The following is a 15,723-nucleotide window of genomic DNA, read 5'->3' on the forward strand; positions in this document are numbered from 1 at the left end:
GGCCGACACCGCCGATTCGTTAGGCGTCAGCGCTGACGGGTCGCATAGTCGGCGACCATGGCCTCCGCACTGCGTACCGCGGCCCGGCAGGCACGGGTGGTGAAAGGGTCGTTCAGCGGATGTTCGGCCCGTCTGCGCCACCGTTGTGCGGCGGCGAACGCCGCCCTGGGACCGTCATAAGGAGTATCGGGTTGCAGCCCGAGCCGACTGGCGGGATCGGTGCCCGAACCCCCGATGATGCGACGCAGCGAGGCCATCTCGTCATCGTTGAGCGTGGTCGGGCGCGACCGAAGTTGGCTCAGCAACCGCAGCTCCTCGAACGCGTGCGTGTCGGCCAGCAGCGGATCGATGTCAGCGAGGATGTAGGGGGTGGCGTACAGCGGGTTGTGCTGGACGAACTGGCGCAGCGACAACAGCGCCGTATGGGCTTTGAGCAGGTCCGACCGTTGCGCGAACTGCTGGTCGATGACATCACGCAACGCGATCAGGCCGCTGCGTTCGAGCAGTTCGTCGGCCAGCGCTACCGAATCGGACACCCCGGCGCGCAACACCGCGATCGAGATCCTGATGCCGAACATGCCGAACCGGTCCAGCAGCGCGGCCCTGGTGGCCGCGTCCACGGGCAACGAACTGTCCTCACGGACGAATCGGTCCACCGAGAGCATCGCCTTGGCGAGTTCGGCGGCGTCGACCCCGGCCAGCTTCTCCAGCGCGACGAACTCACTCTGGCGCAGGGTGCGGGCGGTCAGTGCGAGCAGACCCGACACCGGCACCACCGCCTGGCAGATACCGGTCTTGTCCATCTCCGCGGTGAACCGCTTGGCCACGTCGTTCGCCGACATCATCGCGTCGATGCGGCCCGCGCCGATCTCGTCGGCCCGCGAGGCCACCCCGATGACACCGAGCGCACCCGACGATCCGCCGACGAGCTCGCCGATCTGTTTGAGCAGCGCGATGTCGGCCGCGTTGAGGGTGCGCAACAAGAACACCACCGCGTCGACGCGCGGCACCCCGTCCTCGGGGACCAGCAGCCGGTGCGTGCGTTCGGAGACATCCCGCGACAGCGACGAGGTGCCCGGGGTGTCGATGATCGTGGTGTCGATGAGCTCGGCGGCAGGCCACTCCACGTCGAGATCCACCACGTCGACCGGGTCCAGGCCGGCAAAACTGAACGTCAACCCCCGGTCATGTGGATCGCGCCCGATCGGCACATTCGACCGCCTGCCGCCGCGGTGGTTGGCGGTCACCTTCGGGGTCGGGCCATGGCGGAACCAGGTGACGATGCGGGTGGCCTCGGTGGCGTCGGTGGGGGCGATGTCCTCCCCGACCAGCGCATTCACCAAGGTGGACTTCCCGGCCTTGAGCGTGCCTGCCAACGCGATCCGGATGGGCTGGTTGAGCCGACGGCCGATGCGGTCGAGCTCGTTGTGCACGTCGGGGCGGTTCCGGTAGGCCGGGTCGCCCTGATACGCCCGGATGGTGCCACCGAGAATCGTGCGCACCTGATCGCCCGTGCTCACGTTGCGGAGTCCAACCCTTTCGACTGGCGGTTAACCATTCGAGCTTAGTTGGGACTCCTCCGCGAGGTTCTGCGCGTGCTGGACAACCTGCTTGAGGATGTTGCACTGCCGCTCGAGTTCCTTGACGCGGGTGTTGCGTTCGTTCTCCTCGATCTTCGCCGCGGCCAGCGTGGCCTGCAGTGACTCGTTGAGCGACCGTTGGGTCTGGTTGGCGATACCGCGGTAGTGGTCACGCAATTGGCGCTGGATGCCTTTGAGCCGGTCGCGGGATTCCTTGCCGACCACGAAGGCGACGTCGTCGACGAATTTGCGCATGTTGGTCTTGGCCTCGTTGCGCACCCGCGCCATGCGGTTCTCCATGTCCTCCTTGTAGGCCTTGCGGCCCAGCACCAGGCCCGCGCCCAGCGACAGCGGGTTGAACATGCCCAGACCGGCGAACGAGGTGAGCATGCCGAACATCAGCACGCCACCGTAGGAACCACGCATCCCGGTGACGACCTTGTGACCGGCCTTGATGGGCTTGGCTTCCAGCCGGGCCAGGGATTTGAACTCACCGAATCCGGCACCCATGTCGCGGGCGTCGATCTGCGGCATCTGGACCGCTTCGAGCCCGGCCTCGGTGAATGTGCGGGCCACCTCGGCGGCCAGCGCCTCAGCGCGCTGATAGGCCCACACGAAGTTGTCCCCGACCGCGGTGGCCACCGCGTCTTCGAGTTCGGCTCCGATCTCGGCCCAATGGACGGTCGGGTCGGTGGTGTCGATCACCTTCTCGGTGTGGGCACTGATGTTGCGGAACCGTTGGCGCAGGTCGTGGTCGACGTCGGCGGTCAGATCAGAGATGCCGTCGTTGAGCACCTGCTGCCATAACGCGGTCTGCTGCAGGGCTTCCTGGGCTTCCTCCTTGCGGCGTTCCAGGTCGGCGGTGAGCCGCCCGCGCTCGTCCGGGTCGTTGAACGCCGACAGCTCGGAGTTGACCGCGAGGAGTAGATGTTCTGCCGCCGAGAGGATTTCGGCCACCACGTGATCGCGGACCCGGTCGTTCTCGCGGGACAGCACGCGTTCGGAGAGGAACTTCACGATCGCGGGGAAGTTCGATTCCTCGTTGAGCTCTTTGTCATTGAGCGAGATGGCGTGGCTGCGCAGAACCGAGGAGACAGGTGTGACGGGGACGTTCAGACCGGCCCGCTGCAGGTGCGCGACATTGGCCCCGACGATCTGCCGCCAATGCGGGTACAGGTCCGTCTTCGTCGCGACAATCGTTGCTACCGGGCAGATTTCGAGGGCTTGACGGATGAATGTCAGCTCCGGCTCGGTGAACTCCTGGCTGGTGTCACTGACCATCAGCATGGCGTCGGCGTCGGGCAGCAGGCCCAGGGTCGCCGACAGGTGCGGCTGGCCGTGCCCGCCGACGCCCGGGGTGTCGACGAACGCCAGCCCGCCCTTGAGCAGGGGGCTGGGTGCGGTCACCTCGACGCGCAGCACCTCGCGGCCGCCGGCCTGCGGTGCGCGGCGCAGGTCCTGCGTGAGGTCCGACGGGGGAATCTCGACCAGTTCGGGTTCGGCACCGTCGGGCCGGGCCACCACCAGACGCGCCGACGGCTGTTCTCCGTAGGCGACGACGGTGGCCAGCACGGTGCTCTCGTCATCCCCGACGCGGGCCACCGGGATGTTGAGCAGCGAATTGAGCAGCTGACTCTTGCCCTGTTTGAGTTGGCCGGCGATCACGACGCGGATCTGCGGGTCACTGATGCGATCCTTGGCCACCCCGAGGCGTTCCACCAGATCGCCACGGTCGTTGGCCGCGGCGATCTTGGTCGTGTGGTCGATGAGCTCGACGATCACCTTGACCGGTCTGGCCGGCCCGCCGGCCGCGACCTTGCGGGGGTCGCTGGGTTGCGTCATGGATGTCCTTCCCTGCTGCCGGCCTCAACCGTAAGCGCGCGAAGGGGGTGGGGACCATCCGCGTATCGGATGGTCCCCACCCACTGCGCTATTGGGTTGTGCCGGTTCAGAACGCGTCGAAGCCGGTGTCGTTGTGCGAGGCGACGTCAGTGTCGGTGTCGTAGCTGTTGCCCGAGCCCAGCGCCGAGCTGGTGTCGTTGTGCGACCCGAACGAGGTGTCGTTGTGCGACGCCGTGTCGTTGCCCGAGGCGATGTCGTTGCCCGACGCCAACGCGGTGTCGTTGCCCGACCCGATGTTCGACTCGTAGGACGAGGAGTTGTCCTCCCAGCTGGTGCGGGTGTCGGTCTCGACCGCGGTGTGCACCGAGTTGTCCTGGGTGTTGTCGCTGCCGTAGTCCCCGCCGACCGAGGTCTGGTTGCCGCCGACGGCGTTGGTGTCGTTGTCGGTGAGGATGATCGAACCGGCATTGCCGCCGTCGCCACCCGAGGCACCACCGCTGCCGATGCCGATCAGGCTGTCGCCGCCGCTGGCACCGCCCCCGTGCCCACCGCTCATATCGACATCGCTGATCACCGGCCCGTCATTGCCCGAGATCAGGTCGCCCCCGGCAGTCTGCGAGTTGTCCTCGATCTCGTTGTCCTCACCGACCGCGACGTTGGAACCGGCACCGGCCCAGATGTCACCGTTGTTGGTGGTGTTGCCGTCGCCGAGCACCGCGCCGTCACCGCTGACGATGTCACCGGCGTTGTCCCCGTCGACCACCACGCCGCCGTTGGTGGCGGTGTTGGTGCTCTTGTCACCCAAGGTGATGTCACCGAAGCCGAGGTTGAACGCGCCCTGCTGAGCATTGGCGCCGGCGTCCTGGTTGGGGCTCATGATCGGAACATCGTTGTGGCTGGCGAAATCGGTGTCGTTGTGGCTGGCCACCTCAGGCGCGAACTGCGTCTGCGGCGAGAACGGCGAGGCGACCGGTGCCGCGAACTGCGACGGGATGCTGTGGTGGTCGGCGACCGCACGCTGCAGACCCACCACGGGGTTGCCGCCTCCGAGCAGGACGCCTGCCGGGGCCGCGGTGGCGGCGACGGCATGCAGCTGGGCGGCGGTGACGTTCGGCAGGCCGGCGTCGCGCAGGCTGCCGTCCGGGTCGGAGATGAACGACGCGGCAGAGGCCGGGCTGCGGAACAGGTCCAGGATGAAGTCGATCAGGGAGATAGCCATTTTTCAACTCTTTCAGTTGTCGCTGGGAAGTCTCTTGAGGAGTTCCCCCGCCGGTCTCTCCGGCGATCTGGAGACCACGTTATGGGCCCGCCGAGGCACCGGAAACGGGGTCGGATCCCCTCCCCGTTAGGGAGCAGTCCGGGCTCACCGCAACAACCCCGATAGGGGATTAGGGGGCCGATAGGGGATGGCGTTGTTCTGGCGATGGTCTGTGCAGGTGAGACGCAAAAACGCGCACGACCGGGGATGGTCGTGCGCGTTCGGAGCCTGCTACGGCGGTCGGGTTCAGTCGAAGATGTCGAACCCGGCATCGGTGTGGTGGTCGTCGATGACAGGCTGTGCCCAGTCGTGTTCGAGTGCTGGTTCGTCGACCGGCGCATCTTCGATCACCGGTTCGCTGACGTTCAGGGGTGCATCGTCGAACGTGGGATGGGTGAGCCCGCCGTCGGAAAGCTCATCCAGGCCCGACACCAGATCCTGGCCCGGCTGCTCGATGACGTGCCCGGCCGGTTCATCGGTCGGGACGTGGAGGTCGAAGGCATCGAACGCGGCCGTGGCGGCGCCGCTGGCCCATACATTGCCTGCTGTTTCCGCGCCCAATCCGTCGAGCCCACCCGCAGGCGCTCCCATGGAAAGCGATTCGGACACCACCGGAATCAGCTGATTGACATCAGCACTGGTGACATCGGTCAGATGCGCGTCGGCGATGGCCTGAGCCGGATCGGCCGCGTAGCGGGCGGCGGCGTCGGAATCGCGCACCAGGGACATGACAAAGTCGAGTAACGAGTTTGCCATGACATACCTTCTTCACTGGTTCCCTGGATACGGCACGACGCCGATGATGACTCGATGTTAACGAGCTGTGAACCGGCTGGGATCGGTGCCGAACCCACCCCTATCCCGGGCCGATTAGGGGACTGACCGTTAGGGGATTCGCGCCACTAGGGGAACAATCACCGGTCGGCGGGGGTACAGCCGTTAAGGTGAGGTTCGCCCAGACAACAGGAGTGACGCCTGATGACCGACTCACTGGGGTTGTCGATCGGGGTGACCAATCTGGCGGCAGCCCGCGAAGGCCGTCCGCCGGTGCTTCACCCATCGATTCTCACCCTGTCCCACGACCGCGCGCCCGAGGTCGGCGAATACCGCGGCCACGGCATGGCGCTGACCGGGTTCGTCGAGCGGGTGGGCGACCCGGTGCCCATCGTCGCCCCCGACGGCTCCCAGCATCGGGGCGAACTGGTACTCGCCGAGGCTCTCGACGCGATGGCCCGCGAAGCTGGTGGTGGCAGGCCCGTCGTGATCGCGTTTCCGGCGTACTGGGGTCCCGGCACGATCGCCGCACTGCGCGGCGCATTACACACCAAGCCCGCTCTGGCGCCCGACGGCGTACCGGCGCTGGTGCCTGATTCACTGACCGCGCTGGCCGCGCTGCAGATAAGCCCCGGCCTACCCGCTGACGGCGTCGTGGTGCTGTGCGACTTCGGCGGCAGCGGCACCAGCGTGACGCTGGCCGACGCCAGTGCTGATCTCGCGACCGTCGGGCAGACCGTGCGTTATCCGGACTTTTCCGGCGACCAGGTCGATCAGGCGCTGCTCAACCACGTCATCAGCGGTATTGCCACGGCCAACGATGCCGACCCGGCGGGTACGGCGGCGGTCGGGTCACTCGAGCGGCTGCGCACGGAATGCCGACGCGCCAAAGAACGACTCTCCGCCGAAACCGCCACCGCGGTGCCGGTCGAGCTGCCGAACTTCAACTCCGACGTCAGGGTGACCCGCTCCGAGCTCGAGCAGCTCATCGCAGGCCCGGTGGCCGCATTGCTCAACGTCGTCGAAGACACGTTACAGCGCAACAACATTGCGCTGTCCAGCCTGTCCGCCGTGGCCACTGTCGGCGGCGGCGCCGCGATCCCGTTGGTCACGCAGCGACTGTCCGAACGGCTGCGGGCGCCGGTGGTGACCGCGCCCCAACCGCAGATCGGCGTGGCGGCCGGAGCCGCACTGGTCGCCGACAAGGTGATCGATGCAGGTGCGCCCACGGGCATGGCGCCCGGGATCGACGCTGCCAGTGCCCCTACGGGATTGGGGCCCGCTGCGTGGGCGGCAGGCGCGGCGGGGGCGACCGCCGCCCAGCCCACGGCCGGCAGCCCCGAGTCCTCGACGTTCGGCGCGTTGGCCTGGTCGCAGGACGATGCTCCAGGCGATGAGCCGGTGCCCTACGCGGGGGCCGACTACAGCTACCCTCCCGACTCCGGACCGACCGCGGCGCGGCCACCCGTGGCATTCGCCCACGAAGAAGAGGCCTACCACACCGAACCGGGGCCGCTGCCCTGGTACAAACGGCCGCCGATCCTGTTCGGCGCGGCCGCGGCGGCCGCATTACTCGCTGTCGGCGGGCTGGCCGTCACCCTGACCGGAAGTACCGGAGATTCCGCGCCGGTGACCGAGACCAGCACCACGTACTCGATGGAGCCCTCGCCGGAAGGCCCACCTCCCGAACCGGTTACGACCGTGACAGTCGGACCCGACGGCCAGCACACCACGACAGTGGTGGTCCCGCCGCCTCCTCCCCCGGAGACGACGACCACGCAACCCACCACAACCACGACCAGCCCCACCACGACCACCACTACGACGACAACGACAACGACAACCACGCCGACGACGACCACAACGCGGACCACAACCACCCAACCCACAACGACGCAACCGACCACCACCGCGCCGCCGACCACCACGCCGGAGCCGATCACCACCACCGCCGAGGTACCGGACGACGGCGCCTAGGCAGGCCCGCCGAGACCACCATGGCCAATCCCCCGCCGGAACGCCCCATGGATCTGCCGCCGGCCGCGCATGACGCCGTCAGCACGGTGGCCGGTGCGCCGACGGTGCCCGTCAAGCTGCTGGTGTCCGGCGGGATCGGAACGGGCAAGAGTGCGGTCCTTGCCGCGATCCGGACCGCGCTGCGCGAGTCCGGGCGGACCGTACTCACCCGTCCGCCGCGCCCGGAGGATCCCGCGGACGTCGCATTCGTCGTTGATGATGCCCACCTGCTCGACGACGCTGAACTCGACCGGCTCACCGAGCTGAGCACCGATACGGCGTCGACCATCGTGGTCGCGACCGAACCACTCGCCCACCATGACTCGTTGCGCGCATTGGTGACGGCGCTGGAACGGGAGAACCCGGTGGTGACGCTCGGTCCCCTGCCCGCGGCAGAGGTGAACCGCCTCCTGACCGACGCATCCGAAACCACGGTCTCACCGAACAAAGTCCGGGCAGTGCTCGCCGCGACCGCGGGCCTGCCGTTTCTCGTGCAGGCGGTGGCCGGCGCCACTGCCGCACCCGAGGATGCCGCCCGCTTCGCCCTCATCGAGCGGCTGCGCCGCATCGACGAACACACCCGCGACACCCTGCTGATCACGTCGCTGAGCCTGGAGCTCGGTCCCGATGACGTCGCCGCGGCATTGCGACTGCCCAATGCCGAAGCGTTGACCCTGGTGGACCGGGCCCGCGCAGGAGGTCTGGTCGAGCCTGCCCACGATCGCCGCTTCCTGCGACTGGTCCACGCGTGCATCGCACAGATCGCCGGAACCGCCCGCCACCGCGACATCGAATTTTCCCTGCTGGGTTCCCAGTTGGAATTGTCCACGCTGTCAGCCGAACTCGCGGTGCGACTGGCAGAACACGGATTACGGGATGATCGCCTGGCCGATGCGCTCACCGAGGAGGCGGCGCGGCTACACGGCGAGCCGGCCCGCGCGGCCCGGCTGTACCGGGCCGCGGCCCAGGCCGGGTCGTCCGCGTTGCATCCCCGACTCGCCGATGCGCTGGCGTTGACCGGTGACTGCACCACCGCCGGCCGGATGGCCGACGAACTTCTGGGCTCCGACGATCCGGCCGAACGCGCTGCCGCCGTACGCATTGCCGCGAGCATCGCCATCCACGACGGCAGTGCCGCCCAGGCCGCTGACTTGTTCCGGTGGCTCGGGCCGTACCCGGACGCATCGATCAGTTCGGCGGGCGCGGTCGTCACGCTCGCCGCGGGTGATCTCGACGCGGCGCACACCGCGCTCAGCGCAGAACGCGCCGGCCCCCCGACCTCGACCGCCCGTGCGGCGCGCAGTCTGGCCGATGGTCTGTTGTTGTCGTTGGACGAGCCGTTCGCCGTGGCCGTCGCGCGGCTGGGGCAGTCCATCACCTCCGACCAGCAGTTCGACGGCGTCGCCCCGGATACCCCGGCGGCGTTGGTGACGCTGGCCGCCCTGCACGGCGGGGATCCGGTGCGGGCGCGCAGTGTCATCGGACGCGCGGTGCGTTCCGGCGACGCCGCCGACGAGGCGTCGTTCACCGCACCCCGGCACCGCCTGATGCTGGGGTGGGTACGGATGCAGGACGGACAGTTGGGCGCCGCGACCGCCGATGCGGTCGCCGCTGAAACCGGTGTGGCCCTGCATCGGCGGGATGCGCTGTGGGCCGCGGCGCTGCGCACCGCGATCGCGCGTCGCAGCGGGGACAGCGGCGCGGTGAAGAAGCACTGGTATGCCGCGATGGAGGTGCTGGCCGAGTACTCGATCGACCTGTTCTCGTTGCTGCCGCTGGGCGAATTGTGGGTGGCCGGGGCCAGGATGCGTCAGGTCGACCGCCTCGAACACACCTTGAGCCAGGCATTTGACCTGCTGGAATCGTTGGGCAAGCCGGTGCTGTGGTCGGTGCCCCTGCATTGGGCCGGGGTGCACGCCGGGATCCTGGCCAATTCACCGGAAGCGGTGGCCCCACACGGCCAGGCGCTGACCGCGGCGGCAGTCCACAGCACGTTCGCCCGCGCGCTGGCCAACGCGGGGCGCAGTTGGTTGCGGGTGCTGGCCAACCAGGTTGACACCGACGAAGTGGTGGCGGCGGCACGCGCGCTCTCCCAGTTCGGCCTCACCTGGGACGGCACCCGACTGGCCAGCCAGGCGGCGTTGCAGACCCCCGATGCCCGGGTTTCGCAGGCAATGTTGCAGCTGGCCAGGGATCTCAAGCAGACCAGCGCGGGCGACGACGCTGCGGTGGCGGTGACCACAGACCGGCCGCTCGCGACGCACGCACCGGGTAGCTCACCGGCCCGATTGTCCGACCGGGAGCGCGAAGTCGCGGAGTTGTTGCTGCTGGGCATGCCGTACCGCGACATCGGCAGTCAGTTGTTCATTTCGGCGAAAACCGTCGAGCATCATGTGGCCCGCATCCGCAGGCGGCTCGGCGCGGAATCACGCTCGGAAATGCTGTCGATGCTGCGGGCGATGATCACACCGCACGGTTGACGACAGGCAACGAGCGAACAGCACCCTGCCGTGCAGCTGAGAGCTGTACCACAGTGACCTCCAAGTTAGGCAAGCCTCGGTAGCGGTAATAAACACCCAAATGTCACTATGAGCTGAAGGAAGCTAAGTTACCGACGGGTAACCAGGCCCAAGTTACCCGCGAGTAACTCGCGATATGGAGGCGTTTCTGTGGAGAGTCTCGAACACACGCTGGTTCTGTCGAGGCTGGTTCTTGGCGTGCTCGCCACGCTCGTCGTGCTGGTGTTCGCCGGCAAACGTGTGCTGTGGCTGACGAAGCTGATCAGCTCCGGACAGATCGTGGGCGACGAGCGCGGCCGCAAGGACCATCTCGTCCAGCGCTTCCTGAATCAGAACAAGGAAGTCTTCGCCCAGTCGAAGCTACTGAAATGGTCGATCCCCGGCCTCGCGCACTTCTTCACCATGTGGGGCTTCTTCGTCCTCGCGACGGTGTATCTCGAGGCCTACGGTGTGCTGTTCAATCCCGAATTCCACATCCCGCTCGTCGGCCGGTGGGCGGTACTGGGCTTCCTGCAGGACTTCTTCGCCGTCGCGGTGCTGGCCGGGATCATCGTCTTCGCGATCATCCGCATCCGCAAGAACCCCGAGCAGCTGGGCCGCGAATCCCGGTTCTACGGCTCGCACAACGGCGGTGCCTGGACCATCCTGTTCATGATCTTCCTGGTCATCCTGACCTACGCGATCTTCCGCGGCGCGGCCGTCAACGTGCTGGCCGAGGACTTCCCCTACCAGTCCGGCGCATTCTTCTCCGACGGCATGGCCGCACTGCTCGCCCCGCTGGGCCACACCGCCAACGTGTGGATCGAGACCATCGCGCTGATGGGCCACATCGGCGTCATGCTGGCCTTCCTGCTGATCGTGCTGCACTCCAAGCACCTGCACATCGGCCTGGCCCCGATCAACGTCACCTTCAAGCGCCTGCCCGACGGCCTCGGGCCGCTGCTGCCGATGGAGAACAAGGGCGAGCCGATCGACTTCGAGGATCCCGCCGAAGACGCGGTGTTCGGCAAGGGCCGGATCGAGGACTTCACCTGGAAGGCCAACCTCGACATGGCGACCTGCACCGAGTGCGGTCGCTGCCAGTCGCAGTGCCCGGCCTGGAACACCGGCAAACCGCTGTCGCCGAAGCTCCTGGTCATGAACCTGCGCGATCACCTGTTCGCCAAGGCGCCCTACATCATCGAGGGCAAGCCGATGCCCGAGGAGGGTTCGGTCGACTTCGCCACACTGGACCACAGCGAGCACCGCCACGGTGTGTCCGAAGACGGTTTCGAACGCGTCATGGGGTCGGGCCCCGAACAGGCGCTGCGCCCCCTCGTCGGCACCGCCGAACAGGGCGGTGTGATCGACCCTGACGTGCTGTGGTCCTGCACCAACTGCGGTGCCTGCGTCGAGCAGTGCCCCGTCGACATCGAGCACATCGACCACATCGTCGACATGCGTCGCTACCAGGTCATGGTGGAGTCGGAGTTCCCCGGCGAACTCGGCGTGCTGTTCAAGAACCTGGAGACCAAGGGCAACCCCTGGGGCCAGAACGCCAAGGACCGCACCAACTGGATCGACGAGGTCGACTTCGACGTGCCGGTCTACGGCCAGGACGTGGACAGCTTCGACGGTTACGAGTACCTGTTCTGGGTCGGCTGCGCCGGCGCCTACGAGGACCGCGCCAAGAAGACCACCAAGGCTGTCGCCGAGTTGCTCTCGGCAGCGGGAGTGAAGTTCCTGGTGCTGGGCACCGGCGAAACCTGTACCGGCGACTCTGCCCGGCGCTCCGGCAACGAGTTCCTGTTCCAGCAGCTCGCCGCGCAGAACGTGGAGACCATCAACGAGCTGTTCGACGGTGTGGAGGCGGTCGATCGCAAGATCATCGCGACCTGCCCGCACTGCTTCAACACCATTGGCCGCGAGTACCCGCAGCTCGGCAGCGACTACACCGTGGTGCACCACACCCAGCTGCTGAACCGCCTGGTGCGGGACAAGAAGCTGGTGCCGGTCAAGTCCACCGGCGGCCCCGAGGTCACCTACCACGACCCGTGCTTCCTGGGTCGCCACAACAAGGAGTACTCCGCGCCGCGTGAGCTGATCGACGCCTCCGGTGCGACGCTGACCGAAATGCCGCGCCATGCCGACCGTGGCCTGTGCTGCGGTGCAGGCGGCGCTCGGATGTGGATGGAAGAGCACATCGGCAAGCGCGTCAATGTGGAGCGCACCGAAGAGGCGATGGACACCGCCTCGACCATCGCGACCGGCTGCCCGTTCTGCCGCGTGATGATCACCGACGGTGTCGACGACGTCGCCGCGGCGCGCGATGTGGACAAGGCCGAAGTGCTCGACGTGGCCCAACTGCTGTTGAGCTCATTGGACAAGTCCGCCATCACGTTGCCGGAAAAGGGCACCGCGGCAAAGGAATCCGAGGCCCGTGCGGCTGTCCGCGCCGAGGCGGAGGCCAAGGCCGAAGCCGCCGCAGCTGCTGCGGCACCTGCGGTCGAAGAAGAGGCACCGCAAGAGGCTCCGGCAGAGACGACGGCCGCAGCCAAACCGGTGACCGGGCTGGGAATGGCGGGCGCCGCCAAGCGTCCCGGCGCGAAGAAGACGGCCGCACCCGCGGCATCGACCGAGGCGCCTGCCGCGGCTCCGGTCAAGGGCCTCGGCCTCGCCGGCGGCGCGAAACGTCCCGGCGCCAAGAAGACGGCAGCCGCCGCACCCGAGGCTCCGGCGTCTGAAGCTCCCGCGGCCCCCGCTGCACCGGCCGCACCGGTCAAGGGCCTCGGCCTCGCGGCCGGAGCCAAGCGACCCGGCGCCAAGAAGTCCGCTGCCCCGGCCGCGTCGGCGCCTGCTCCGGAGGCGCCTGCACCAGAAGCCGAAGCACCGGCCGAACCGGCCAAGCCGGAGCCCCCGGTGGTGGGACTGGGCATCGCCGCGGGCGCACGTCGGCCGGGTGCCAAGAAGTCCGCTCCGGCTGCCCCACCGGCCGCTGCCGAACCGGCCCCGGAGCCTGAGCCTGCCCCTGAGCCGGCCGAAGAGAAACCGGCCACACCGGAGCCACCGGTGGTCGGCCTGGGCATCAAGCCGGGCGCGAAGCGTCCCGGCAAACGCTGACATCACTACTTTTCCAGTGGCCAGTTACGACACGCGTTCAACACGATTGCGTGTCATAGCTGGCCACTGGCCGTTAAACGATTGGACAACGGTGCGACCATGGTGGACGTGACTACCAATCAGGTGCCGTGGCAGAACACCGGGCAACACCCCAAGCCACGCACCTTCGCCCAGTCGTCGAAGCTGCAGGACGTCCTGTACGAGATTCGTGGGCCGGTACACGAGCATGCCTCGCGGCTGGAGGCTGAAGGTCACCGCATCCTCAAGCTGAACATCGGCAACCCCGCGCCGTTCGGCTTCGAAGCCCCCGACGTGATCATGCGCGACATGATCCAGGCGCTGCCCAACGCACAGGGCTACTCCGACTCCAAGGGCATCCCCAGTGCGCGGCGTGCGGTGTTCACCCGCTACGAACTCGTTGAGAACTTCCCCAAGTTCGACGTCGACGACGTATTCCTCGGCAACGGTGTCTCCGAACTGATCACCATGACGCTGCAGGCACTGCTGGACAACGGCGATCAGGTGCTGATCCCGGCGCCCGATTACCCGCTGTGGACCGCGTCGACGTCGCTGGCCGGCGGCACCCCGGTGCACTATCTGTGCGACGAGACCCAGGGCTGGAATCCCGATATCGCCGACCTGGAGTCCAAGATCACCGACCGCACCAAGGCGATCGTGGTGATCAACCCGAATAATCCGACGGGCGCGGTGTACAGCCGTGAAACCCTCACCCAGATCGTCGAACTGGCGCGCAAGCATCAGCTGCTGCTGCTGGCCGACGAAATCTACGACAAGATCCTCTACGACGATGCCCAGCACATCGCGCTGGCGTCGCTGGCGCCCGATGTGCTGACGCTGACGTTCAACGGGTTGTCCAAGGCCTACCGGGTCGCCGGCTACCGGTCGGGCTGGCTGGTGATCACCGGCCCGAAGGAACACGCGAGCAGCTTCATCGAAGGCATCAGCCTGCTGGCCAATATGCGGCTGTGCCCGAATGTTCCTGCCCAACATGCCATTCAGGTGGCACTCGGCGGCCACCAGAGCATCGACGACCTGGTGCTGCCGGGCGGGCGGCTGCTCGAACAGCGCGACACGGCGTGGACCAAGCTCAACGAGATCCCCGGGGTGTCCTGTGTGAAACCCTCAGGTGCGCTGTACGCGTTCCCACGGCTGGATCCCGAGGTACACGACATCGCCGACGACGAGCAGCTGGTGCTCGATCTGCTGCTGCAGGAGAAGATCCTGCTCACCCAGGGCACCGGATTCAATTGGCCCACACCGGATCATCTGCGCATCGTCACGCTGCCCTGGTCACGTGACCTGTCCGCGGCGATCGAACGGCTGGGCAACTTCCTGGCCGGCTACCGCCAGTAGGCACCCAAGGCGTACCTCTACCCTGTGCGGGTGACGCATTCGCATTCCCACTCGCACTCGCTGAGCGGCCCGGCCCCCCTGGGACCCTTGGCCGCCCGGATCGTCGTCGGGTTGTTGGTCGCGATCGGCGTCGCCGTGATCGCCGGTGCGGCCCTGCTCTGGCCCAGCCAGCAGAAGGTCGACATCCCGCTGCCATTCCAGAACTCCGCGGGTGGCGCGGTGACCACCGAGGCCGGCCATGTGCTGTCCAGCAGTTTGGCCGGCTGCGGCAGCCCGTCGGCCGGGGCGGTGCTGACCTCGGATCCGATCCCCGCGCCGGAGGGGGGCGGCCAATGCGTACAGAACCTCGTGACCATCGACTCCGGCCCCAACAAGGGCGCCAACACGCTGCTGGAATTCAGCGGCGGGCCCGGCCAGCCCCCGCTGGCCGCGGGCGACGACGTCCGGCTCAGCAGGCAGATCGATGACGCGGGGTCGACCAGCTACGCGTTCTTCGACTACGAGCGGGCCTGGCCGCTGATCGTCATGGCTGCGCTGTTCGCGGTGGTGATCGTCGCGGTCGCGCGCTGGCGGGGGCTGCGGGCCATGGTCGGCATCGTGGTGGCGTTCGGAGTGCTGGTGATCTTCCTGTTGCCTGCCCTGCGCGATGGGGCCGCGGCCGTGCCGGTATCACTCGTGGCGTCGGCGATCATCCTGTACGCGGTCATCTATCTCGCCCACGGAGTCAGCCTGCGGACCAGCGCGGCACTGCTGGGGACCCTCACCGCCCTGCTGTTGGCGGCCATACTCTCCTGGGCGGCAATCGAACTGGCCCACCTGACCGGACTGTCCGAGGACCAGAACAACGAGGTCGCGGCATACCTGGGCAATGTGTCGATCACCGGCCTGCTGTTGGCCGGGTTCATCATCGGCTCGCTCGGTGTGCTCAATGACGTCACGGTCACCCAGGCGTCGACCGTGTTCGAGCTCGCCGAGCACGGCGGCACCCGTCGGTCAATTTTCGTCGGGGCGATGCGGGTGGGCCGCGACCACATCGCCAGCACGGTGTACACCCTGGTGCTGGCGTATGCCGGTAGTGCGCTGCCACTCCTGCTGCTGTTCAGCGTCGCCAACCGGTCCCTCGGCGACGTGCTGACCGGTGAGAGCGTGGCCATCGAGGTCGCGAGGTCCGCGGTGGGCGGCATCGCGCTGGCCTTGTCGGTGCCGTTGACCACGGGGATCGCCGCGGTGCTCGCGACGCCCAAGGCCGCGCCACACTGAC

At 67.6% G+C, this 15,723-nt stretch carries 9 protein-coding genes; 5 read left to right on the forward strand and 4 right to left on the reverse strand.

Annotation, left to right across the window (positions count from 1 at the left end):
- Window positions 1-26: 26 nt before the first annotated feature.
- From M1247_RS31940 to M1247_RS31955, 4 genes are all read right to left on the reverse strand, one after another.
- Window positions 27-1,520, reverse strand: coding sequence for a dynamin family protein (locus tag M1247_RS31940; RefSeq protein ID WP_317160444.1), 1,494 nt, complete (start codon window positions 1,518-1,520; stop codon window positions 27-29).
- 30 nt (window positions 1,521-1,550) lie between these two features.
- Window positions 1,551-3,422 (reverse strand): isoniazid-induced dynamin-like GTPase IniA, encoded by a 1,872-nt coding sequence (gene iniA, locus M1247_RS31945; protein WP_317160445.1) that lies wholly within the window; start codon window positions 3,420-3,422, stop codon window positions 1,551-1,553.
- A gap of 106 nt (window positions 3,423-3,528) precedes the next feature.
- Window positions 3,529-4,641: an IniB N-terminal domain-containing protein gene (locus tag M1247_RS31950; RefSeq protein ID WP_317160446.1), complete on the reverse strand. Its 1,113-nt coding sequence runs from the start codon at window positions 4,639-4,641 to the stop codon at window positions 3,529-3,531.
- A 285-nt stretch (window positions 4,642-4,926) separates the two neighbouring features.
- On the reverse strand, window positions 4,927-5,436 hold the full coding sequence (locus M1247_RS31955; protein WP_317160447.1) for an Rv0340 family IniB-related protein: 510 nt from the start codon (window positions 5,434-5,436) through the stop codon (window positions 4,927-4,929).
- Window positions 5,437-5,658: 222 nt separating this feature from the next.
- On the opposite strand from M1247_RS31955, the gene M1247_RS31960 reads away from it, so the two are divergent.
- The 5 genes from M1247_RS31960 to M1247_RS31980 all read left to right on the forward strand — a co-directional run bounded on the left by M1247_RS31960 (window position 5,659) and on the right by M1247_RS31980 (window position 15,722).
- On the forward strand, window positions 5,659-7,431 hold the full coding sequence (locus tag M1247_RS31960; protein ID WP_317160448.1) for an Hsp70 family protein: 1,773 nt from the start codon (window positions 5,659-5,661) through the stop codon (window positions 7,429-7,431).
- Window positions 7,432-7,451: 20 nt separating this feature from the next.
- Window positions 7,452-9,950 (forward strand): isoniazid response ATPase/transcriptional regulator IniR, encoded by a 2,499-nt coding sequence (gene iniR / locus M1247_RS31965; protein WP_317160449.1) that lies wholly within the window; start codon window positions 7,452-7,454, stop codon window positions 9,948-9,950.
- A gap of 189 nt (window positions 9,951-10,139) precedes the next feature.
- Window positions 10,140-13,088 (forward strand): (Fe-S)-binding protein, encoded by a 2,949-nt coding sequence (locus tag M1247_RS31970; RefSeq protein ID WP_317160450.1) that lies wholly within the window; start codon window positions 10,140-10,142, stop codon window positions 13,086-13,088.
- A gap of 99 nt (window positions 13,089-13,187) precedes the next feature.
- Window positions 13,188-14,462: a pyridoxal phosphate-dependent aminotransferase gene (locus M1247_RS31975; protein WP_458695273.1), complete on the forward strand. Its 1,275-nt coding sequence runs from the start codon at window positions 13,188-13,190 to the stop codon at window positions 14,460-14,462.
- A gap of 30 nt (window positions 14,463-14,492) precedes the next feature.
- Window positions 14,493-15,722, forward strand: a complete 1,230-nt coding sequence (locus M1247_RS31980; protein WP_317160452.1) for a YibE/F family protein — start codon at window positions 14,493-14,495, stop codon at window positions 15,720-15,722.
- The last annotated feature ends 1 nt before the right edge of the window (window position 15,723 follow it).

Origin of the sequence: Mycobacterium appelbergii (assembly GCF_032883035.1) — a bacterium.
Lineage (GTDB): Bacteria > Actinomycetota > Actinomycetes > Mycobacteriales > Mycobacteriaceae > Mycobacterium > Mycobacterium appelbergii.